20 protein-coding genes are annotated in these 22270 nt (G+C 65.1%); 8 read left to right on the top strand and 12 right to left on the bottom strand.

Annotation, left to right across the window (positions count from 1 at the left end):
* The first annotated feature begins 52 nt into the window (after positions 1–52).
* The 3 genes from KBI52_RS30800 to KBI52_RS30790 are packed head-to-tail and all read left to right on the top strand — an operon-like array spanning position 53 to position 3251.
* On the top strand, positions 53–1249 hold the full coding sequence (locus KBI52_RS30800; protein ID WP_173949424.1) for an acyl-CoA dehydrogenase: 1197 nt from the start codon (positions 53–55) through the stop codon (positions 1247–1249).
* Positions 1250–1266: 17 nt separating this feature from the next.
* Complete coding sequence (dapB, locus tag KBI52_RS30795; protein WP_173949423.1) at positions 1267–2073, top strand: 4-hydroxy-tetrahydrodipicolinate reductase; 807 nt, start codon at positions 1267–1269, stop codon at positions 2071–2073.
* A gap of 5 nt (positions 2074–2078) precedes the next feature.
* Positions 2079–3251 (top strand): CaiB/BaiF CoA-transferase family protein, encoded by a 1173-nt coding sequence (locus tag KBI52_RS30790; RefSeq protein WP_173949422.1) that lies wholly within the window; start codon positions 2079–2081, stop codon positions 3249–3251.
* A gap of 12 nt (positions 3252–3263) precedes the next feature.
* Here KBI52_RS30790 and KBI52_RS30785 read toward each other — a convergent pair whose 3' ends face one another.
* On the bottom strand, positions 3264–3836 hold the full coding sequence (locus KBI52_RS30785; RefSeq protein WP_173949421.1) for a TetR/AcrR family transcriptional regulator: 573 nt from the start codon (positions 3834–3836) through the stop codon (positions 3264–3266).
* Between the two features lie 164 nt (positions 3837–4000).
* Between KBI52_RS30785 and KBI52_RS30780 the strand changes: the two genes are divergently transcribed.
* Together KBI52_RS30780 and KBI52_RS30775 are read left to right on the top strand one after the other, a co-directional pair.
* The gene (locus KBI52_RS30780) at positions 4001–5134 is read left to right on the top strand and encodes an efflux RND transporter periplasmic adaptor subunit (RefSeq protein ID WP_173949420.1); all 1134 of its coding nucleotides are present in this window, start codon (positions 4001–4003) and stop codon (positions 5132–5134) included.
* Positions 5135–5143: 9 nt separating this feature from the next.
* On the top strand, positions 5144–8227 hold the full coding sequence (locus KBI52_RS30775) for an efflux RND transporter permease subunit (RefSeq protein WP_173949419.1): 3084 nt from the start codon (positions 5144–5146) through the stop codon (positions 8225–8227).
* Positions 8228–8364: 137 nt separating this feature from the next.
* Here KBI52_RS30775 and KBI52_RS30770 read toward each other — a convergent pair whose 3' ends face one another.
* The 7 genes from KBI52_RS30770 to KBI52_RS30740 all read right to left on the bottom strand — a co-directional run bounded on the left by KBI52_RS30770 (position 8365) and on the right by KBI52_RS30740 (position 15465).
* Positions 8365–8817 carry a Fur family transcriptional regulator gene (locus tag KBI52_RS30770; protein WP_173949418.1) on the bottom strand — a complete coding sequence of 151 codons (453 nt, stop codon included), beginning with the start codon at positions 8815–8817 and terminating at the stop codon, positions 8365–8367.
* A gap of 201 nt (positions 8818–9018) precedes the next feature.
* Entirely contained in the window at positions 9019–9429 is a 411-nt protein-coding gene (locus KBI52_RS30765) for a Fur family transcriptional regulator (RefSeq protein ID WP_173949417.1), read from the bottom strand.
* A gap of 113 nt (positions 9430–9542) precedes the next feature.
* Positions 9543–10718 (bottom strand): Gfo/Idh/MocA family protein, encoded by a 1176-nt coding sequence (locus KBI52_RS30760; RefSeq protein WP_210812698.1) that lies wholly within the window; start codon positions 10716–10718, stop codon positions 9543–9545.
* A gap of 19 nt (positions 10719–10737) precedes the next feature.
* Positions 10738–11799, bottom strand: coding sequence for a sugar phosphate isomerase/epimerase (locus KBI52_RS30755; protein WP_173949415.1), 1062 nt, complete (start codon positions 11797–11799; stop codon positions 10738–10740).
* A 135-nt stretch (positions 11800–11934) separates the two neighbouring features.
* Positions 11935–12885: a substrate-binding domain-containing protein gene (locus KBI52_RS30750; RefSeq protein ID WP_173949414.1), complete on the bottom strand. Its 951-nt coding sequence runs from the start codon at positions 12883–12885 to the stop codon at positions 11935–11937.
* Positions 12886–12949: 64 nt separating this feature from the next.
* Entirely contained in the window at positions 12950–13948 is a 999-nt protein-coding gene (locus tag KBI52_RS30745) for an ABC transporter permease (protein ID WP_173949413.1), read from the bottom strand.
* A complete protein-coding gene (locus KBI52_RS30740) occupies positions 13945–15465 on the bottom strand; it encodes a sugar ABC transporter ATP-binding protein (protein ID WP_210812697.1) in 1521 nt (506 codons plus the stop codon). The genes KBI52_RS30745 and KBI52_RS30740 overlap by 4 nt, the downstream gene beginning before the upstream one ends.
* A 254-nt stretch (positions 15466–15719) precedes the next feature.
* Here KBI52_RS30740 and KBI52_RS30735 point away from each other — a divergent pair, with 254 nt between their 5' ends.
* On the top strand, positions 15720–16781 hold the full coding sequence (locus tag KBI52_RS30735; protein ID WP_173949411.1) for a LacI family DNA-binding transcriptional regulator: 1062 nt from the start codon (positions 15720–15722) through the stop codon (positions 16779–16781).
* A 3-nt stretch (positions 16782–16784) separates the two neighbouring features.
* On the opposite strand, the gene KBI52_RS30730 is transcribed toward KBI52_RS30735, so the two are convergent.
* Positions 16785–17165 (bottom strand): hypothetical protein, encoded by a 381-nt coding sequence (locus tag KBI52_RS30730; RefSeq protein ID WP_173949410.1) that lies wholly within the window; start codon positions 17163–17165, stop codon positions 16785–16787.
* 349 nt (positions 17166–17514) lie between these two features.
* Here KBI52_RS30730 and KBI52_RS30725 point away from each other — a divergent pair, with 349 nt between their 5' ends.
* Positions 17515–17928 (top strand): VOC family protein, encoded by a 414-nt coding sequence (locus KBI52_RS30725; RefSeq protein WP_173949409.1) that lies wholly within the window; start codon positions 17515–17517, stop codon positions 17926–17928.
* A 6-nt stretch (positions 17929–17934) separates the two neighbouring features.
* Here the strand turns inward: KBI52_RS30725 and KBI52_RS30720 are convergent, their stop codons facing one another.
* Complete coding sequence (locus KBI52_RS30720; protein ID WP_210812696.1) at positions 17935–19566, bottom strand: alpha-D-glucose phosphate-specific phosphoglucomutase; 1632 nt, start codon at positions 19564–19566, stop codon at positions 17935–17937.
* A 220-nt stretch (positions 19567–19786) separates the two neighbouring features.
* Entirely contained in the window at positions 19787–20044 is a 258-nt protein-coding gene (locus KBI52_RS30715; protein ID WP_210812695.1) for a hypothetical protein, read from the bottom strand.
* 213 nt (positions 20045–20257) lie between these two features.
* Here KBI52_RS30715 and KBI52_RS30710 point away from each other — a divergent pair, with 213 nt between their 5' ends.
* Complete coding sequence (locus tag KBI52_RS30710; protein ID WP_173949406.1) at positions 20258–21244, top strand: tripartite tricarboxylate transporter substrate binding protein; 987 nt, start codon at positions 20258–20260, stop codon at positions 21242–21244.
* A 24-nt stretch (positions 21245–21268) separates the two neighbouring features.
* Here the strand turns inward: KBI52_RS30710 and KBI52_RS30705 are convergent, their stop codons facing one another.
* Positions 21269–22066: a DUF1194 domain-containing protein gene (locus tag KBI52_RS30705; RefSeq protein WP_173949405.1), complete on the bottom strand. Its 798-nt coding sequence runs from the start codon at positions 22064–22066 to the stop codon at positions 21269–21271.
* Positions 22067–22270 lie beyond the last annotated feature (204 nt).

The raw sequence follows: 22270 nt of genomic DNA, 5'->3' as shown, positions 1-22270 counted from the left end.
AAATTCACAGCCTTGACGGCTGACCGCAAACGCTCTGGGAAGGATGATCGTTATGGCCGGTGCTCAGGACTACGCGAAGCTCAAGTGGGACGACCCGCTCCTCCTCGACGATCTCTTGACGGATGACGAGCGCATGATCCGCGATACGGCTCGCGCCTATGCCCAGGAGAAGCTCCTGCCGCGGGTGATCGAGGCCTATCGTGAGGAGAAGACCGATCGCTCGATCTTCAACGAAATGGGCGCATTAGGGCTTCTCGGTGTGACCCTGCCCGAGGATTACGGCTGCGCAGGCGCCTCCTACGTGGCCTACGGCCTCGTCGCACGCGAGGTCGAGCGGGTTGATTCCGGCTATCGCTCGATGATGAGCGTGCAGTCCTCCCTCGTCATGTACCCGATCTATGCGTATGGCTCCGAGGAGCAGCGCCGGCGATACCTGCCGAAGCTCGCTTCCGGCGAGTTCGTGGGCTGCTTCGGCCTCACGGAACCGGATGCGGGATCCGATCCGGCCGGCATGAAGACCCGCGCGGTCAGAACCGATGGCGGCTACCGGCTGAGCGGTTCGAAGACGTGGATCTCCAACTCTCCGATCGCGGATGTCTTCGTGGTCTGGGCTAAGTCGGAGGCTCACGACAACCAGATCCGCGGCTTCGTTCTGGAGAAGGGCATGAAGGGCCTCTCCGCGCCGAAGATCGGCGGCAAGCTCTCCCTGCGTGCCTCCATCACCGGCGAGATCGTCATGGACGGCGTCGAGGTGGGCGAAGATGCGCTGCTGCCCAATGTGTCGGGTCTGAAAGGCCCGTTCGGCTGCCTCAACAGGGCCCGATACGGCATTTCCTGGGGTTCCCTGGGCGCTGCGGAGGATTGCTGGCACCGGGCGCGCCAATATACCCTCGACCGCAAGCAGTTCGACCGGCCGCTCGCCGCAACCCAGCTCGTGCAGAAGAAGCTGGCCGACATGATGACCGAGATCACGCTCGGCCTGCACGCCTCGCTTCGTGTCGGCCGCCTCTTCGACGAGGGCCGCGTCGCGCCGGAGATGATCTCGCTGGTCAAGCGCAACAATTGCGGCAAGGCTCTGGAGATCGCCCGTCAGGCCCGCGACATGCACGGCGGAAATGGTATCCAGGAGGAATATCATGTCATGCGCCATGCGCAGAACCTGGAGACCGTGAACACCTACGAGGGCACGCATGACGTGCACGCCCTGATTCTGGGCCGCGCGCAGACGGGCCTGCAGGCGTTCTTCTGAGAGAGGGCTGGTAGCGCATGTCAGTTCGGATCACCTTGGCGGGATCGACCGGCTGGGTCGGCAAGGCCCTCGTGGCGGCGATCGCCGCCTCCGACGATCTCGTGCTTGCGGGAGCGGTCAGCCGCAGCGCGGCAGGCCAGGATGCTGGCGAAGCTGTCGGGCTTGCCCGCCTCGGGGTGCCGGTCAGCGCCACGCTGGAGGAGGCCCTGGAGGCCCCGTCCGACGTGGTGATCGACTACACCAAGCCCGGCGCGGTCAAGGCCCATGCCCTGACGGCGCTTGCTCAGGGGCGGCATGTGGTCGTCGGCACGTCCGGGCTCTCCGCCGAGGATTACGCCGAGATCGACCGTCGGGCGCTCGAGGCCGAGCGCGGGGTGCTCGCCGCCGGCAACTTCTCGATCACGGCAACGCTGCTCCGCCGCTTCGCCCTGGAAGCGGCCCGCTACGTCCCGGACGTGGAGGTCATCGACTACGCCTCCGCCAAGAAGCCCGATACGCCCTCGGGGACCGCCCGGGAGCTGGCGGAGCTCCTGAGCGAGGTGCGCCTGCCGGCCACGTCGAAGCCGATCGAGGACCTGACCGGGGTTAAGGAAACCCGCGGGGGCTCCCTGGGCGGGAAGGAGCCGGTCCAGGTCCATTCGCTGCGCATGCCGTCCTTCGTGCTCTCCTGCGAGGCCGTGTTCGGGGCGGACAACGAGCGGCTGGTGATCCGCCACGATGCGGGCGCCTCGGCGGCTCCCTATGTGGCCGGCACCCTGCTGGCGGCCCGTCGCGTTCTGTCCTTCATCGGCTTGAAGCGCGGCCTCGACGCCGTGATGGACTGACTGTCATGAAACCGCTCGAAGGCCTCAAAGTCCTCGAACTCGCACGCATTCTCGCGGGCCCCTGGGTCGGCCAGCTTCTGGCCGATCTCGGCGCGGACGTGGTCAAGGTGGAGCGTCCGGGTGCCGGCGACGATACCCGCGGATGGGGCCCGCCCTTCGTCGAAGGGGCAGACGGGGGCGATCTCTCGGCGGCCTACTTCCATTCCTGCAACCGCGGCAAGCGCTCCATGGCGGTCGATTTCGAGACGCCCGAGGGGCAGGAGCTTGTCCGCAGGCTGGCAGCTCATGCGGACGTGGTGATCGAGAACTTCAAGGTCGGCGGGCTGAAGAAGTACGGCCTCGACTACGAGAGCCTGAGAAGCGTCAATCAGCGTCTCGTCTATTGCTCGATCACGGGATTCGGGCAGAACGGCCCCTATGCCGCCCGGGCCGGCTACGATTTCATGATCCAGGGCCTCGGCGGCATCATGGACCTGACGGGAGACCCTCAAGGGGAACCGCATAAGATCGGCGTCGCCTATGTGGACATCTTCACGGGCGTTTATTCGGTCGTGGGCATCCTGGCGGCGCTTCGCCGGCGGGACCAGACCGGGCAGGGGGGGCATCTCGACATGGCCCTCCTTGACGTGCAGACGAGCGTGCTCGCCAATCAGGCCATGAACTATCTGGCGTCGGGGAAGTCCCCGCGCCGCATGGGCAACGCCCATCCCAATATCGTGCCCTACCAGGTGTTTCCTGTCGCTGACGGCCATGTGATCGTAGCGGTGGGCAATGACGGGCAGTTCGCCCGCTTCGTGTCCGTGCTCGGAAAGCCCGACCTGGCGCGGGACGAGCGCTTCCGGACCAATGCGGGCCGCGTCGGCCACCGGGCCGCGCTCGTGCCCCTGCTCACGGAGCTGACCCTGGCCTTCACCCGCGAGGATCTGCTGTCGGCCCTGGAGGGGCAGGGGGTCCCGGCCGGTCCCATCAACACGGTGGCCGACGTCTTCGACGATCCGCAGGTCGTCGCCCGGGGCATGAGGATCGACCTGCCGTCCGCGGCGGCCAAGGGCGGGGCCATCCCGTCCGTCCGCTCGCCCATCGTCATGGATGGGCAGCCGATGGTGGCCGGCCGGCCTTCGCCGCGTCTCGGGGAGCACACGGACGACATCCTGAACGATCCGTCCTGGATGGCCTGAGGCCCGCCTGGGTTATTCGGCGATGCCTTTGCTGACGAGCCGGTCGATCGCCTTCACGATCCGCTCGCGGTCCTCTTCCGAGAACGGGCTGAGCTTGTGCATCTCGAGGCTGCTCAGCCCTTCGGTGGCAAGCCAGCCCAGGAGGGCGGAGTCCAGATCGTCCGAATTCGCCTTCAGCTGCTCCAGGGTGGTGCTGATCACCTGACGGACGGGGTCGAGAAGGCTCGGATTCTCGGCGGTCGCCGCCATCATGCCGGTGGCCATGTCCTGCATCTTTCCGCCGCAGCAGAAGTTCAGCAGGGTCTTCGTCACGACCCGTGCCTCGCGGTTGGGTCCCGGACCGGCCTGCTTGCGCAAAGCGTCCTTTTCGAACGCGACCTGGTCGATCATGCGCTGGATCATGGCCTGGAGAAGCGCATCCTTGGTTGGAAAATTATACAGGAGCCCGCCCTTGCTGAGCCCGGCGCGCTCGGCCACGGCGTCGAGCGTCAGCCGTCCGGCGCCGATCTCGCCGACGAGTTCTGCAGCCGCGTCCAGAATTTTTTCCCGGGAACTCTTGCGGCCTCTGGTACAGGAAAACAGCATCTACATCTCTTGTCTCGTGCGTCGCCGCACTTGCAACTAAACCGTCCAGACGGTATAGAAATTCACTCTCACGGCCTTGGCGTCAAGGTAAAGTTACGCTATTGCCGCACCCACCATAGTCGTACAGGGCTTGAGGATTGAGCCCTAACTCTCGGAAAAAGCCTATGAAACGGCGCATTGTAGTTGCTCTTGTCTTCATTCTTGCAATCGGACTTTGCGCCGGACTGGTCTGGTTCAACTTCTTCCGCGACAAGATGATCACCCAGTTCTTCGCCACCATGCAGCCGCCGCCGCAGACGATCTCGGCCGCCAAGGTCGAGGCGAAGACCTGGACCCCCAGCATCGGCGCCATCGGCACGGCCAAGGCGGCGAACGGCGTCGAGCTCGCCTTCGAGACAGCCGGCATCGTCAGCCAGATCAAGTTCAAGGCGAACCAGGAGGTCCGCCAGGGCGAGGTTCTCGTCCAGCTCGACGATACGGTCGAACGCTCCGACATTCAGGACGTTCAAGCCAACGTCAAGACGGCCGAGAGCAGCTTCGAGCGCGCCAAGGCCCTGTCGGCCCGCGGCTACGGCACGGAGGCCAATCTCGATCAGGCCAGCGCCCTGCTCGCGGCGGCCCGCTCCCGCCTCGCACGCCTGCAGGCGACGATCGAGCAGAAGGCCCTGAAGGCGCCCTTCTCGGGCGTGATCGGCATTCCGCGGATCGATGTCGGCCAGTACCTGCAGCCCGGGACCGTCATCGCGAGCTTCCAGGATCTGTCGTCGATGAAGGTCGATTTCACGGTTCCGGAGCAGCGCGCCAGCGAGGTCAAGCTCGGCCAGGAGATCCATCTCGGAACGACCGAGGGTAATCTTCCGTTCAAGGGCCGCGTTATCGGCAAGGATCCCCGCGTTGATCCCAAGACCCGGCTCGTCTCGGTCCAGGCGCTCGTCGAGAACAACAAGGACGGCGCCATCCTGCCGGGTCAGTTCCTCCACGTCGAGGTGATCCTGCCCGAGCAGCCGAATGTCATGACCGTGCCGCAGACTGCCGTCATCGCCAGCCTCTACGGCGACTACGTCTACACGATCGACGAGGAGCAGAAGGACGGCAAGCCGGTCCTCACCGCCAAGCAGGTCTTCGTGAAGACCGGCCGTCGCCGCGGCGGCGCTCTCGAGATCGTCTCCGGCGTGAATCCGGGCCAGCAGGTGGTCGCCTCGGGGCAGAACAAGCTGCAGTCCGGCGCGACCGTCAAGATCGACAACTCCATTGACGTCACGAAGCTCGACACATCCAAGCTCGCGAGCGGGCAATAGGCATCAGCCATGAGTTTCACTGAACTTTTCATCCGCCGCCCCGTCCTGTCGATGGTGGTGAGCCTCCTGATCCTGCTGCTCGGCGCGCAGGGTCTGATGAGCCTGCAGGTGCGTCAGTATCCTGAGGTCGAGGAAACCACGATCACGATCACGACGACCTATACAGGCGCTAGCGCCGACCTGATCCAGGGCTTCATCAGCACGCCTATTGCCAAGTCCGTGTCGAGCGCGGAAGGCGTGGACTACGTGACGACGCAGAGCCGTCTCGGCATCAGCACCGTGTCCGTGCGCATGCGTCTGAACACGGATCCGAACGCGGCGCTCACCGAGGTCACCGCAAAGGTGCAGCAGGTCCGCGCCCAGCTTCCCTCGGAGGCCGAGGATCCGGTGATCATGAAGGGCACGGGCCAGAGCTTCGCCCTCATGTACATCACCTTCGGCAGCACGGAGATGAATCCGGAGCAGGTCTCCGAGTTCCTGACCCGGGTGGTGCAGCCGCGCTTCGCGACGCTTGAGGGCGTCGGCAACGCCGAGATCCTCGGCGGGCGCGACTTCTCCATGCGAGTCTGGCTCGATCCCGTCCGTCTGGCCGCCCGCGGCGTGACGGCCGGCGACGTCGTTCAGGCGATCAACGCCAACAACTTCCTCGCGGCGCCCGGCAAGACCCAGAGCGAGTACGTGGCCTACCGTCTCGACATGCAGACCACCCTGCAGACGCCCGAGACCTTCAGCATGCTGCCGATCCGCTCCCAGGGGGATCAGGTCGTGCGCCTGCGCGACGTGGCGGACGTGGAACTCGGGCCCGAGAGCACCGACACGATCGTCAGCTTCAACGGCAGCCAGGGCACCTTCATCGGCATCACCCCGACCCCGTCGGCCAATCCGCTGACCGTCGCGGCCGCCGTCACGACGGCCATCGACTCGATCCGCCCGACCCTGCCGAAGGGCATGACCGTCGAGATCGTCTACGATGCGTCGAACTTCATCTCGGCTTCGATCGAGGAGGTGTTCAAGACCATCGGCGAAGCGGCGCTCATCGTCGTGGTGGTGATCCTGCTCTTCCTGGGATCCTTCCGGTCAGTGCTGATCCCGATCGTGACGATCCCGCTCTCGCTCATCGGGGTGTGCTTCTTCCTCTATGCGTTGGGCTATTCGATCAACCTCCTGACCCTGCTGGCCATGGTGCTGGCCATCGGTCTCGTGGTCGACGACGCCATCGTGGTGCTGGAGAACATCCACCGGCACATCGAGGAGGGCTTAAAACCCGTCGAGGCCGCCATCGTGGGAATGAAGGAGATCTTCATTCCGATCGTGTCAATGACGATCACCCTGGCGGCCGTGTATGCGCCGATCGGCTTCACGCAAGGCTTGACGGGCTCGCTGTTCCGGGAGTTCGCCTTCACGCTGGCGGGATCGGTGGTCATCTCGGGCATCGTCGCGGTGACGCTCTCGCCGATGATGTCCTCGAAGCTCCTGAAGCCGCACGGCGGGCAGGGCCGGTTCGCCGCCTTCGTGGACCGCACCTTCACGCGGCTCGAGAACTGGTATGGAAGGCGCCTGAGGGGGTCTCTGGATTATCGCGGCGTGACGCTGGTCATCGTGGCCGTCCTTCTCGGCACCACGGTGTTCCTGTTCACCAAGACCTCCTCCGAGCTTGCGCCGGAAGAGGATCAAGGCGCCTATCTCGGCATCGTCAACGTGCCGAAATACGCGACGGCCGATTACACTCAGGCCTTCTCGAAGCAGTTCACGAACGCAGGCGAGAAGATCCCCGAGATCGATGACAGCTTCCTCATCGTCGGCATCGACGGTGCCGGCGGCGGCTTCTTCGGCTTCAAGCTGAAGGAGTGGAGCGAGCGCGAGAAGAAGGGTGCGGTGACCAAGCAGGACATCCAGAACCTCCTGAACGAGAACGCGGGCGTGCAGGCCTTCGCCTTCGCGCCTCCGTCCCTGCCGGGCGGCGGCGACGGCCTGCCGATCCAGTATGTGCTGCGCACCATCGGCGACTCGTCGCAGGCCTTCGAGGTGGCCGAGCAGATCCGCCAGCGTGCGATGAAGTCAGGCAAGTTCATCGTCGTCCAGAACTCGCTCTCCTATGAGACCCCGCGTGCCCGCATCACCGTGGATCGTGATCGCGCCGCCGCGCTCGGCGTGCCGGTTTCCGAGATCGGCAACACGCTCGGGGCCCTCGTGGGCGGCGCGCCGATCTCCAAGTTCGACCGCGACAGCCGGAGCTACGACGTCGTCAGCCAGGTCCGGCAGGAGGACCGCCTGAACCCGGAACGCCTGGCCGAGTACTACGTCCGGGCCTCCGATGGATCCATGGTGCCGCTCTCCGCCCTGGTCAGCATTAAGACAGACGCCGCGCCAGCCGCCATCGAGCAGTTCAACCAGCTCAACTCGGCGACCGTCTCGGCGCTGCCTCTGCCTGGCGTGACCACGTCGGAAGGGCTGGCGACGCTGCGCTCCATCGGCAAGGAGGTCATGCCTCAGGGCTTCTACGAGGATTATGCCGGCCAGTCGCGCCTGGAGATCCAGGAGGGCAGCTCGATCTTCATGGCCTTCGGCCTTGCGGTCATCGTGATCTATCTGGTGCTGGCAGCGCAGTTCGAGAGCTTCCGCGATCCGTTCATCATCATGATGTCGGTGCCGCTCTCCATGTTCGGCGCCATGATCTTCCTGAACCTGGGTTTGGCGACACTGAACATCTACACGCAGGTCGGGCTGATCACCCTGGTGGGACTGATCACCAAGCACGGCATCCTGATGGTGGAGTTCGCTAACGAGCAGAAGGAGAAGCACGGCGTCAGCAAGCGTGAGGCCATCGAGGAGGCGGCGCGCGTGCGTCTTCGCCCGATCCTCATGACCACGGCCGCCATGGTGCTCGGCGTCGCCCCGCTCCTCTATGCCAGCGGCGCAGGCGCGGCGGCCCGCTTCTCCATGGGTCTCGTAATCGCGTCGGGCATGTCGATCGGCACGATCTTCACTCTCTTCGTGGTCCCGATGTTCTACACCTTCATCTCGAAGGAGACGGTGCGGGTCGCTCGGGCCGAGGAGGCGCATCCCCATCGCCAGGCTCTGGCGGCGGAATAAGGGGACGATCCCGAACGCGGGAGCCGCGTTCGGGATTCATCTCAAGCTCCAGAACGAAGAAAAGGCCGGGCAACGCCCGGCCTTTTGCGTTTCAGGCGGCGGAAGGCAGGGGCGGTTCTGCCTTTCGTCGTCCGAGCTCAGTGGGCAATCTCGCCCTCGACTTCCATGAACGGTGAAACGGACTTGAAGCCGGCCTGCTCGGCGGCCTTCCTCACGGCCTCCGCAACCTCGGTCGAATGAACCTCGATGGTCTCGCCCGTCTTGGAATCGACGAACATGATCTTCATGGCGTTCACGTCCGGCTGGCCGTGGGAGATGACGTAGGAGTTCTGGGTGGCCAGACGGTGGACGAGGCCGGCATCGCGCAGGAAGTCGAGGGCGCGATAGATCGTGACCGGGGCGAGGCGCTTCTTCTCGCTGCTGAGACGATCGACCAGGTCGTAGGCGCCGACCGGACCGCCGCTCTGGACCAGCTCGCGATAGACGCGCTCGCGGATCGGCGTGAGCCTGAGATTGTTCTGGCGGCACAGATCGTCTGCACGACGAAGGAGGTTTTCCTCTTCTTCTTTCCTGAGGGCCTTGGTGCTCATGAGCCACACTCCTGTTATTACGGAACCTATATATTCATATAGGTAAAATGCGAATCTGACAATGTGCTATCGTTACCGGCGGCACTTGCAGCTGTGCATATTCCGCAAAGGAATCTGGCGTTTGTACACAGACAGGGGGTGGAGATCTTTCAAAGGATATATAATAACGTATAAACAGGGCCTATGTTCCCGAGGGTAGGATCACTTCGCGCAGGTCTCGCACAGGCCGCGAATTTCGACCGTGACCTTCTTGGTGCAGAAGGCGTGATCGTCACCCCAATGGGAGAGGCGCTCGCTGATGTGCGGGTCGGTGAATTCCCTGACCAGGCCACAGCCCTCGCAGATGGCGAAGGCCGCCATGTCGTGCTCCTGGTGCGGATGCTTGCAGGCCACATAAGCGTTGAGGCTCTCCAGCCGATGGGCCAGCCCCTTCTCGATCAGCTTGTCCAAAGACCGGTAGACGGTCGGGGGCGTCACGGCGCCCTTGGCCCGCATCTTGTCGAGCACCTCATAGGCCGAGAGCGGGTTCTGCGCGGAGCACAGGATCCGGTGCACCCGCTTCTGGGTGTCGTTCAGGTCCTCGAGGCCATGATGTTGATGCGTGGAAGCCATCTTGAAAATCGTCTCGTCCGCGTCTGGGCGTGATCACCCTATAGGTCATGATTGCGGGGACGATTTCAAGGGAGCCGCACGGGACCGGACGCCCCGGCCCCGTGCGGACCAGATCAGAGATCGACCCAGGCCGCCTTGCGCTGCGAGGAGCGCACCGCCGCCTCGATGAAGCGGACCCCGCGCACGCCGTGCTCGACCGTGGGTACCTGAAGCGAGAAGGGGCTGGGCTCGCGGCTCTCGAGCCGCGCCGCGATCTGCTCGGCCACATCCGTGTAGAGCTGGGCGAAGCCCTCGAGATACCCTTCCGGGTGCCCACCGGGAATGCGCGAGGCCGCACGGGAGACCTCGTCGGCCCCATAGCCGTTGCGGCGAATGGTGCGCGGCGGCTCGCCCAGGGGCGAGAAGGTGAGATAGTTCGGGTTCTCCTGATGCCATTCGAGCCCGGCCTTCTCGCCGTAGATGCGGATGCGCAGGCCGTTCTCGAGGCCGGCCGCCACCTGGCTGCACCAGAGCATGCCCCTGGCGCCGGACGCGAAGCGCAGCATCATGTGGGCGTTGTCGTCGAGCCTGCGACCTTCCACGAAGGTGTGCAGCTCCGCCGACAGAGACGCGACCTCGTCGCCGGCGATGAACTCGGCGAGGTTGAAGGCATGGGTGCCGATGTCGCCGACCGCGCCGGCCGGGCCCGAGCGGGCCGGATCCGTGCGCCACTCCGCCTGCTTGCTGCCGGTCTCTTCCATCCGGGTGGCGAGCCAGTCCTGCGCATATTCCACCTGCACCACCCGGACGGCTCCGAGCTCGCCCGCCTGCACCATGGCGCGGGCCTGGCGCACGAGCGGATAGCCCGTGTAGTTGTGCGTGACCGCGAAGATCAGACCTGACTCCTTCGCGAGCTTCGCCAGTTGATCGGCCTCGCGCCGCGTGGTGGTGAGCGGCTTGTCGCAGATCACGTGGATGCCCGCCTTCAGGAAGGCGCGCGCGGCCGCCGCGTGGGCGTGGTTGGGCGTGACGATTGCCACCGCGTCGATGCCGTCCTTCAGCCGCCGCTCGCGACGGGCCATCTCGTTGAAGTCGCCGTAGACCCGGTCGGGCTTCAGGAGCAGGTCCTCGCCCGAGGCCTTGGCCCGCTCGGGATCGGACGACAGCGCCCCTGCCACCAGCTCCCAGCGATCGTCGAGGCGGGCCGCGATTCGATGCACGGCGCCGATGAACGCGCCGCGCCCGCCGCCGACCATGCCCAGGCGCAGGCGGCGGTTGAGCTTCTGCTCCGGAGATCCAGCAATCGTCATGTTTCTGCCCCCTTATCCCTTACGCGGCGTCGATACCGAGCATCCGGCGATTGGCCGCCTCGTCCGTTCCGCCGGCGGCGAAGTCGTCGAAGGCCTTTTCCGTCACGCGGATGATGTGCGCCTTGATGAACTCCGCGCCTTCGCGCGCACCGTCCTCCGGGTGCTTCAGGGCGCATTCCCATTCCAGCACGGCCCAGGAATCGTAGTCGTACTCCGCGAGCTTGGAGAAGATGGCGCCGAAATCCACCTGTCCGTCGCCCAGCGAGCGGAACCGGCCGGCCCGGTTGATCCAGCTCTCGTAGCCGCCATAGACGCCGACGCGGCCCGACGGGTTGAACTCCGCGTCCTTGGCGTGGAACGCCTTGATGCGCTCGTGATAGAGGTCGATGAAGGCCACATAGTCGAGCTGCTGCAGCAGGAAATGGCTCGGATCGTAGTTGATGCAGGCGCGCCGGTGTCCGCCGACCGCATCGACGAAGCGTTCGAAGGTGGCGCCGTCGTGAATGTCCTCGCCCGGGTGGATCTCGTAGCAGACGTCGCAGCCGGCGTCCTCGTAGGCATCGAGGATCGGCTTCCAGCGGCGTCCCAGCTCCTCGAACGCGGTCTCGACGAGACCAGCGGGCCGCTGCGGCCAGGGATACATGAACGGCCAGGCGAGCGCGCCCGGGAAGGTGACGCTGGCGTTGAGGCCCAGGCGCTTGGAGGCTTTCGCCGCCATCAGCATCTGGTTGACCGCCCATTCCTGCCGGGCCTTGGGATTGCCGCGCACCTCGGGCGCCGCGAATCCGTCGAAGGCCTCGTCGTAGGCCGGATGAACCGCGACGAGCTGACCCTGCAGGTGCGTGGAGAGCTCGGTGATCTCCATGCCGTGGGAGCGCACGATGCCGGCGATCTCGTCGCAATAGGCGTCCGATTCCGCCGCTTTCTGGAGGTCGATCAGGCGCGGGTCGAAGGTGGGGATCTGAACGCCCTTGTAGCCGAGGGACGCGGCCCAGCCGCAGATCGCGTCGAGCGAGTTGAATGGAGCCTCGTCGCCTGCGAACTGCGCAAGGAAGAGGCCGGGGCCCTTCATGGTCTTCATGGGTGAACTCCCGATATGGCGTGAGTGAAGGCGGAAAACCGGCAAGGATCGGCAAGGGAAAGCCGCGCGGCGGTCGAGCGGCTTGCCGTTGCCTCGCCTCTCCCGGGCAGGAGAGGCGAGAGCCACGTCGCTTTGTTAGAACGGCGAGTTCGGGAAGTAGTGCTCCTTGGCGTTGTCCTTCGTGATCAGCTGGGCGTTGAGCACGTAGGTGCCGCGCATGGGAGCGTTGGTGTAGAAATGCGCCGCGGTGACGCCCATGGCGGTAGAGATCATGGACGGCGGATAGGACACGTCGGCCGGGATCATCTTGTCGCCGTCCATCACCTTCTTGATCATGTCCTTCATGCCGGCGCCTCCGAGGACGAACTTGATGTCCTCGCGCTTGGCCTGCCGGATCGCCTCCATGATGCCGAGAGCCATGTCGTCGTCAGACGCCCAGACCGCGTCGATCTTCGGGTGCTTAGACAGGAAGTCCTGCATCACCTTGAAGGCATCGTCCCGGTTCCAGTTGGCATATTGCTTGTCGATCACCTTCACGCCCGAGCCTTCGAGAGCCTTCTCGAAGTTCGTCACGCGCTCCTCGTCGATCACGGTCGGGATGCCGCGGAACACCACGACGTTGCCCTGCTTCAGGTTGTCCACGAAGTACTTGCCGGCGACGCGGCCGAATTCCGGGTTGTTGCCGGCCACGTAGATGTCCTGGATCGACGGGTCCTTGAGGCCGCGGTCGACCACGGTGATGAGGGTACCGCGCTTCTTGATCTCGCGGACGGGGTTCGTCAGCTCGTCCGAGTTGAAGGGCAGGACCACCAGGGCATCGACCTTCTGCGAGGTCAGGTCGTCGAGGGCGTTCGCCTGCGCGGCGCCGTCCGGCGAGGTCTTCACGATCACCTTGAGGCCCGGATAGCCCTTCTCGAGCTGCTTGGCCGTCTCCTGCGCGTGGTAGACGACGCCGCCGGTCCAGCCATGGGTGGCGGCCGGGATCGAGACGCCGATCGTCACGTTCTTCTGCTGGGCCATCGCCCCGGTGGCGACGCCGGCCATGAGGCCCGCCGCGACCGCGATCTTCAGTACCGTTGCTTTCATCTCATTCCTCCCTGAAGGGTTGATTAAGCCTTTTCTCCCTCGTCCGGTGGGCTTGGCACCGGTTTCATCGCCCTCGGTGGACTGACCTCTGCACGAGCATGGCGATAATGATGATGGCACCCTGAACCGCGCCCACGAGGAACTCGGAGACGAAATTCGACAGCACCATGATGTTGGCGACGAGCTCGAGGATCACGGCTCCCACCACCGTGCCCCAGATGCGGCCGATGCCGCCCTTCAGGGCGGTGCCGCCGATGACCACGGCCGTGATGGCCTGTAATTCCCACAGGAGGCCCGTGGTCGGCGTGGCCGAGCCGAGGCGCGGCACGTAGACCAGAACCGCGATGCCGACGCAGATGCCCTGGATGATGTAGGTCAGCGTGCGCACCCGCCAGATCGGCACGCCCGAGTAGCGTGCCACGTCCTCGTTGGACCCGAGCGCCACCACGTGGCGGCCGAAGGAGGTGCGATAAAGGATCAGCGCACCGATGGCGGCCACCACGAGGAACGCGATGATCGGGATCGGAATGCCGAGAATGCTGTCGAAATAGATCGGCCGGTAGAGCTCGCGCAGCTCGAAATTGCGCATGGTGATCGTGCCGCCGGCCGCAAGCCAGATCACGAGCGAACGATAGATGCCCATGGTGCCGAGCGTCACGATGAAGGGCTCGATGCGCCCGAAGGTGACGATGAGGCCGTTCGCCAGGCCACAGGCTGCGCTCAAGGCAATCGCCGCGAGCATGCCGAGCGCCAGGGTGCCCACGTCCCCGCCACCCAGATTGTTCAGGGTCAGGATCATGACACCGGCCGTCAGCGCCGCCATGGACCCGACGGAGAGGTCAAGCCCGCCGCCGGCGATCACGAAGGTCGCACCCACGGCGATGATGGCGATGAAGGCCGAGCGCGTCACCACGTTGAGCAGGTTCGACGCGGTCAGGAAATCCGGGTTGATCAGCGCGCCCGCGATGATGAGCACCACGAGCGCGATGAAGGGGGAGAGAGCCCGCATGTCGATGTTGAACCGGCGCTTTTCAGCGCTCGAGCGAAGCACGGTTTCGGTCATGCGTGGCCTGCGGCGATTTCCGCCGCCCTTTCCTCATGGACGCCTGTGGCGAGATAAACGATGGAATCTTCCGACAGATCGCCCTGGGCAACCTCGCCTGCGACGCGCCCGTTGCGCATCACCACGACGCGATGGCACAGGCCGATCAGTTCCTGCATTTCGGACGAGATGACGACGACCGCGCGGCCTTCGGCGGCGAGGGAAGCGATGAAGCGGTAGATCTGCTCCTTGGTGCCGATATCGACGCCACGGGTCGGCTCGTCGATGATGACGATGCGGGGCTCGACCAGCATCATCTTGGCGAGCAGCAGCTTCTGCTGATTGCCGCCAGACAGCTGCCCGGCGAGAAGATCGCGCCGCCGGGTGCGGATGTCGAAGTCCTTGATCGCCCTGTCGAGCGCCTTCTCCTCGCCGCCGCCATCAATGAAGGACCCATGGCTGAACTTTTCGAGGGCTGCCAGGGTCAGGTTGACCCGGAGGTTCTGCTGGAGCAGCAGGCCTTTGCCCTTCCGGTCCTCGGACAGGTAGACGATGCCCGCTGCCATCGCTTCGCGCGCATCGCGGAAATGAACCTGCTTGCCGTCGAGGGTGATCGTGCCATGGCCCGGACGAAGCCCCACGAGCGCTTCGAACAGTTCGGTACGGCCGGCGCCGATCAGGCCGCCGAAGCCGAGGATCTCGCCGCGATGCAGGGTGAAGGACGCGTTCTCCACATAGCCGGGCACCACCATGTCGCGAACGCCAAGAAGGGGCTGGTCGGAGGCGGTCGCCGGCTTGTCCGGATAGAGCTTGGACATGTCGCGGCCGACCATGAGACGAGCCATCTCGAGCGGCTCCAGGCCTTCGATGTCGCGGGTCGCGATGTGGCGCCCGTCGCGCAGCACGGTGACACGGTCGGCAACCGCCTTCACCTCATTCAGGCGGTGCGAGATGTAGAGGACGGAGACGCCCTGGGAGCGCAGCTTCCGGATGATCTCGAACAGACTCTCGGCCTCGACCGGCGTGAGAACCGCGGTCGGCTCGTCGAAGGCCACCACCTTGTGCGGCACCAGCAGCGCTCGGGCGATCTGCACCAGCTGCCGGTCGGCGATGGACAGGCGACTGACCTCACGGTCGGGATCAATGCCGGTGCCAAGTTCACGCAGGATCGCCCGTGTCCGATCGCGCATCGCCTTGTCGTCGACGAAGCCGAAGCGCCGGATCTCGCGGCCGAGGAAGAGGTTCTGCGCAACCGTCAGGTCGGGCGCAAGAAGGATTTCCTGGTGCACGAGAACGATGCCGTGGCTCTCCGCATCCACGGGCCCAGAGAAGGTGATCGGCTGGCCGTTCAGATGCAGGCTGCCTTTCGTGGGCGCGATGTGGCCTGACAGGATCCGCATCAGAGTCGATTTGCCGGCTCCGTTCTCGCCGATGACGGCATGGACCTCGCCGGGCTTCAGATCCAGTGAAATGCCGCTCAGGACCTCGATCGGTCCGAAGGATTTCGAGATGTTCTCTGCGCGAAGAACGGATTCCATGAACGGCTCCGGATGAGCGGCATCGCTCGCCTCCCCTCGGAAGACGGGCGTCAGGGGCTTGTGCGGGCGAGGATCAACTGGACGGCGCGTGAGCTGGCATTCGTTTCCTCCTGGTATGTCGGCCTGTCCTCTGCCGGGACATTGGGCGATGTAGAGCTGACATGGGGGTCGGCAACGCCCCTATGTAATCGTTTACATAAAACTTTACCGAAACCTCAGCTTCTGTCAAACAGAACCATGGTAGGGGGAGGTCGATGGACGACGTCGGGCAGAAGGACGAACCGGAGCAGTCAGGGTTTTCGGCCCGCGCTGCGCGAATTCAGGACGTCGCCAAACTCGCCGATGTCTCGACAGCCACGGTCAGCCGGGCTCTCGCCACGCCGGAACGGGTTTCTCCCGAGGCTCGGGCGCGGGTTCTGGAGGCCATCGCCAAGACCGGATACGTGCCCAACCCTGCCGCGCGCACCCTTCGGTCACAGAAAACCTACATGGTGCTGGTCGTTTTGCCGGACCTTGCAAACACCTTCTTCTCAAAGATCCTGCGGGGCATCGAGGAAACGCTCTTCGAAGCCGGATACGGTATGATCATCAGCGATCTCGACGGCTCGCCCGAGAAGGAGGCGCATTTCGCGGCCTTTACGGCGGCGGGACGGGTCGATGGCGCCATTCTCCTCAACGGCCACCTGTTCGGGCAGAGCCGCGACGGGGAGGGAAGTCCGGCTCGCCTGTCGATCCCGCTCGTTGCCCTCTGCGAAGCAATCCCGAACGCCGATATTCCTCAGATCGAGATCGACAATCGCGCGGCAGCCTCCCGCATGACGCAGCATCTGGCCGCGTTGGGCCACAAGCGCATCGCCTATGTGAGCGGTCCGGCCGGCAACATCCTCGAGCGTGAACGCTTTCAGGGATATATGGGCGGGTTGGAAAGTGCCGGCCTGCCGTTCGATCCCGCCCTCGTCATCCCAGGGGACTACACCATCGAGGCGGGCGTCAGGGCAGGGCAGTCCCTGGTGGGGCGGACCACCCGGCCGACAGCCGTGTTCTGCACCAGCGATGAAATGGCCATCGGTTTGATGCGCACCGTCTTCTCGGCTGGGCTGAAAGTCCCCGACGACATCTCGGTGGCCGGCTTCGACGACATCGAGTTTGCCGCCGTGGCCGAGCCGTCCCTGACCACGATCCATCAGCCGCGCCGGGAACTGGGACAGGCCGCGGCCTCGGCCCTGATCGATCTGCTGCAGGGGCGGCCTTCGCCCAAGCGGATCCGTCTGGAGACCGACCTGGTGATCCGGGACAGCGTCGTGCCGCTTCGATGATGATCAGAACATCGAGAAGGCGCCCACGAACAGGACGAGCACCAGGCCGATGAAGCCGACGAAGGCATAAAGAGCCTTGCGGGAATCCTGATGGGCGTAGCTGTCCTTCTCGGCGCCGTCTTTCCAGCGCACGGAGGATTCCTGGTGACGGGCCTGATCGACCTGCTCCGGCGTGGGCGGCGTGCCGCCAGCCTCGTCGTCGGTGCCGAGCGGGGAGAGGCCCGGATCGAACACCGCGTTCTTGTCACCTGTGCGGCCGCTGTTGATGTCACCCTTCAGCTGCGCCGTGGTCGAGCCCTCGGTCAGGGGCGGCGCGTCCATCGGCTTGACCGTGCGCGTCGGAGGAATGTCGGCGTTGCGTGGGGTATCTGGACGGGTGGACATCGGTGTCTCCGGGGCTCCGCTGAGGGAAAACCGTCGGGGTCACCCGATGTTCCGGGTTTCACGGCCGGTGCAGAATCCACCTGCTGCGCCCAAGAAAAAAGGCCGTTGTTGCCAACGGCCCGAAGTTTAGGGAGGAAACGCCCAAGAAGGGCAGCAACGCTGCGACGCCAATCGCCGTGTTGCATTGCAATAATTAAGCGCCCCGCCGCCCTGTTTCAAGACTAAAAGGTCAGCACCATTGCCCAATTTTTCGCCGCCGTGAAATGACGGACTTTCAGGGCGAACGGGCGGTGAAAAACGGCGCAGGAGGACAAAATACAGGCAGGCGAGGATCCTCAAGAGGCCAGAGATGCCCCAGCTGAATGCCATTCTCGAGACTGCGCTTTATGTGGACGACCTGTCGCGGGCCTTGGCCTTCTACGAGGACGACCTCGGCCTGAGGCTGCTGTTCAGCAACCGGCGCATGTGCGCCTTCGACGTGGGCGGCAGGAGCGTGCTGCTCCTGTTCCTGCGCGGCGGCTCCAACGAGCCGATGCCCACCCCGGGCGGGACGATCCCGGCCCATGATGGCGCGGGACCACTCCATATCGGCTTCGCCGTTTCCGTCGATGAACTGGGCGCATGGGAGGCGCGGCTGCAGGAGCGGGGGATACCGATCGAGAGCCGCACCACCTGGTCCCGTGGTGGGACCAGCGTGTATTTCCGCGATCCCGACGGGCACCTGCTCGAACTGGCGACGCCGGGGCTTTGGGAAACCTACTAGGCGGCGTCAGGTGACGACGCTGGGCTCGGTGCGGCCGGTGCGGCTCGCGATCTCGGCAATCTCGTTGGCTGCCTGGACGACGGGCGCCAGAACCTCGGCGGTCGTTAGGTCGTGCCGGTCGGCATGCGGCTCAAAGCGCTCGAGATAGACCCGCAGCGTCGCGCCCGACGTGCCCGTTCCCGACAGGCGGAACACCGCGCGGGCATCCTCGGCGAAGAGGATGCGGATGCCCTGCTTCGGCGTCACGGAACCGTCGACGGGATCCGTGTAGGCGAAATCGTCGGCCGCCTGGACCGTGAGACCGCCGAAGCGCTGCCCGGGCAGGGTGGAGAGCTTCGCCCGGAGAGCATCCATCAATGCGTTGGCCGGCGCGGTCTCGAGCTCCTCGTAATCGTGGCGCGTGTAGTAATCGCGCCCGAACGTGGCCCAATGCTCACGCACGATCTGATCGGCCGGCTTGCGGGTGACGGCCAGGATGTTGAGCCACAGCAGCACGGCCCACAAGCCATCCTTCTCGCGGATGTGGTTGGAGCCCGTGCCGGCGCTCTCCTCGCCGCAGAGTGTGATGAGGCCCGCATCCAGGAGGTTGGCGAAGAACTTCCAGCCTGTGGGCGTCTCGAAGCAGTTGATGCCGAGCTTCGCGGCCACCCGGTCGGCGGCCCGGCTCGTCGGCATGGAGCGCGCCACCCCGGCAAGGCCCTTCGCATAGCCGGGGGCGAGATGAGCATGGTTTGTCAGGATGGCGAGACTGTCGCTCGGCGTCACGAACAGCTTCGGCGCCACGATCATGTTGCGGTCGCCGTCGCCGTCGGAGGCGGCTCCGAAATCGGGCGCGTCGGGCCCGTACATCAGCTCCATGAGGTCATGGGCGTGGACGGGGTTCGGATCGGGATGGTGGCCGCCGAAATCCGGCTTCGGCTCGCCGTTGACGACCGTTCCCGCCGGCGCGCCGAGGCGGTCCTCGAGAATGGCCTTCGCATAGGGGCCCGTGATGGCGCTCAGGGCATCGAAACGCATGCGGAAGCCCGACCGGAACAGCTCGGCGATCTTCTCGAAATCGATGAGCTGCTCCATCAGCTCCGTATAGTCGGCCACGGGATCGATCACCTCGACGGCCATGTCGCCGACCCTGGTCGACCCGATGCGGCCGAGGTCGATGTCGGCCCCCTCGACGATTGCGTATTCCGTGATCGCGCTGGCGCGCTTGAACACGGCCTCCGTGAAGGATTCCGGCGCCGGCCCCCCGTGGGCCATGTTGAACTTGATCCCGAAGTCCCCGTCGGGGCCGCCCGGATTGTGGCTGGCCGAGAGCACGAGGCCGCCGATGGCCTTGTGCTTGCGGATCACGCAGGAGGCGGCCGGCGTGGACAGGAGGCCTTTCTGTCCGACCAGAACGCGCCCGAAGCCGTTCGCCGCCGCCATCCGGATCGCGGTCTCGACCACGGATTCATTGAAGAAGCGCCCGTCCCCGCCGATCACCAGGGTCGAGCCATCCTTGTTCTCGACGGTGTCGAAGATCGCCTGGATGAAGTTCTCCACGTACCGGGGCTGCTGGAAGACGGTGACCTTCTTGCGCAGACCGGACGTGCCGGGGCGTTGGTCGGAAAACGGGGTCGTCGGAATGCGGGTGGTCGCCATCGGTGCAGATCACTTCCTTGAGGCGGGCCCTGACAGGCCTCTTGTCGAATGCTTCGCCGATCCCGGGCGGGATCAAGGACCATTTTAGGGTCACCTCGTGCAGATGCCACTGCCAAGATGAAGGCCGCATGAAAGTGTGAGAATCGGCTGGTGGAATCCACCATGATCTCCGGCATGCGCCGTCACCAGGAGCATGCCGGAGACCTGTCGCATGCGCAGGTCAGGGATTGTTGCCGCCGGAGTGCTTCTTCGGCGCGGCGCCGGACTGGGCAGGATCCGTGCTCTCAGGGGCATCGCAGACCGGCTTCACCTCGTCCGGATCGGACACCGCCTTGGTGACGGGCTCCCGCGCCGGCTCCTTCTGCGGCGGAGGGCCGGCGACGGCCGAGCCGCCCATATAGGAGGGCGGATCGCTGGCCGGGAACGAGTATTCCGAGCCGGCATCGACCAGGTCGTCTTCTTCCTTTTTCACGCCCATGCGTCATCTCCTGTCATGGAGGGTTTTTCGTCGCTCAGGGGGAGAATGCAGGGAATGCCGCCATGTTCAGTCGGGACGGCAAAAAACTGAGCGGGACCGCCGGTCTGGCGAGCCAATCCTCAACCTAAGTCGACCTTGGTCACGGACATCGGGTCCGCTATCTGCAGCCCGAGGCCCGAACCCTATAACAGGACCCATGTCCGGGAGAACGCCATGAATCCGACCCGCCGCAGCATCCTCAGGACCCTGGCCGCCGCACCGGCGGCCGCGGCTCTGGCACCCTGGTCCGCCTCCGCACAATCGGCCTATCCCACCCGGCCGGTTCGGGTCATCGTCCCCTACGCGGCCGGCGGCGGAACGGACTTTTTCGCCCGTCTCGCCTTCGGGGCCATGGGCGAGCAGCTCGGCCAGCAATTCGTCATCGAGAACAAGCCCGGAGCCGGCACCAATATCGGGGCCGAGTCGGCCGCGCGAGCCGAGCCCGACGGCTACACGCTGCTCCTGGGCGATACGGCGACCTTCGCGACCAACCGCACCCTGTACCGGAAGCTGTCCTTCGATCCCACCAAGGATTTCACCCCCATCTCGCTGACCGGACGCTTCGCCCTCGTGCTCCTCGTCAACACCAACAAGCTGCCGGTGAAATCGATCCGCGAGCTCGTGGCCGAGGCGAAGAAGAATCCGGGCCGCATCAACTATGCGACGCCGGGCCTCGGCAGCCCGTTCCACCTCGCCACCGAGCTGCTCTCGCAGGCGGCCGGGATCAAGCTCACCCACGTGCCCTACCGGGGCGCCGCCCCGGCCGTGCAGGATTTGGTCGCCGGGCAGGTGGACATGATGTTCATCGACTTCGCAACGGCGCGTTCACAGCTCTCCGGTCCGATCCAGGCCATCGCGGTTGCCTCGCCTAAGGAGTTTTCCGGGCTTCCCGGCGTGCCGCCGGTGGCGGCCGATCACCCGGGCTTCGAGGCCTGGGCCTGGCAGGGCTTCGTCGCGCCGGCCAACACCCCGGCCGAGATCGTCTCCAAGCTCAACGACACCTATCGCCGTGTCGTGGCCAATGCGGAGATCCGCGACAAGCTGATCGGCGCCGGCATCGACGTGCTCCAGAGCTCTCCGGCTGAAATGGCCGCCTACATGCAGGATGAAGGCGCGAAGTGGGAGAAGGTCATCCGGACCGCCAATATCACGCTCGAGTAGGGCCTCTGCTGGGACGCAGATCCGTCAGTTCCGGTCCCAGCGATACATCCCGCGCTCGCCATCCAGGCAGTTGGCCGGCACCTCCGCCTGGATCGTCCGGATCAGGGAACGGTCGGGAAGAGCCGCGATCTCGCGGATGATCTTGGTGCGGATGGCGTCGGCGAATTGCTGGCGCTCGCGAACGGGGACAAGGAAAGCGCCTTCGCCTCCGATGACGCAGCCCTTGTAGTAGAGATCGAGGTTCTCCATGTCGCCGAACCCGCTCGGGCGTTTGAGCATGATGGGAAGCCCGTTGATGGTGATCCCTTTCGCGACGGCCTCGTCTCGGGCCGCAGCGACGCCTCGCCCGCTGCTGTTGGGACCATCGCCCGAAATGTCGATCACGCGCCGGACGGGCTCGACCCCGGTCTGCTCCAGCAGCTTCGCCCCGAAATCGATCGCGCCCGAGATCGATGTCCGCCGCAGTCGTCCGATCGGATTGTCGTGCAGACCGTCGGCGAATTTCAGGGCCGTCTCCGGGCTGTCGATGATCGTCCATGGGACGATGACGTTCTGGTAGTCGACGCCGGACCATTCGAAATAGGTGACGATGATCCGGCCGAGCATGCCATTGCGGATGGCGTCATGCACCTGGGGTGAGCGGAAGGCCTCGATGAAGCCTTGGCGCTGGAGCTCCTGCTCGTCGGGGTCCATGGAGCGCGAAACATCCACCGCCAAGACCAGAGCAACGTCCACCTCCGTCTCCGCCCGCGCGTCGGGGATCGGCAGCCAGAGCCATGCCGCCATGAGAGCCGCGACCATACCCAGACGCCTGACACCCATCCCGACCTCCATTCGTTTGAACAGAAGCTGACACGAATCCACCCCTCGGCAAGGTTAGATCGTCTCAGGAATCGGCGGGGAGACCTCACTTTAGCGTGAGGGCTCGGTAATCATGTTGCGGATGCTGCATTCTGTGACGAGGGGCGCCGCTGCGAGGCGGTGGCCGTCCCTCCCGTCCGCGTTATAACCCGGACGGCGAAACCC

The organism is Microvirga sp. HBU67558 (assembly GCF_018069605.1).
Taxonomy (GTDB): Bacteria; Pseudomonadota; Alphaproteobacteria; order Rhizobiales; family Beijerinckiaceae; genus Microvirga; species Microvirga terrae.
This window is presented reverse-complemented; position numbering and strand designations above follow the sequence as displayed.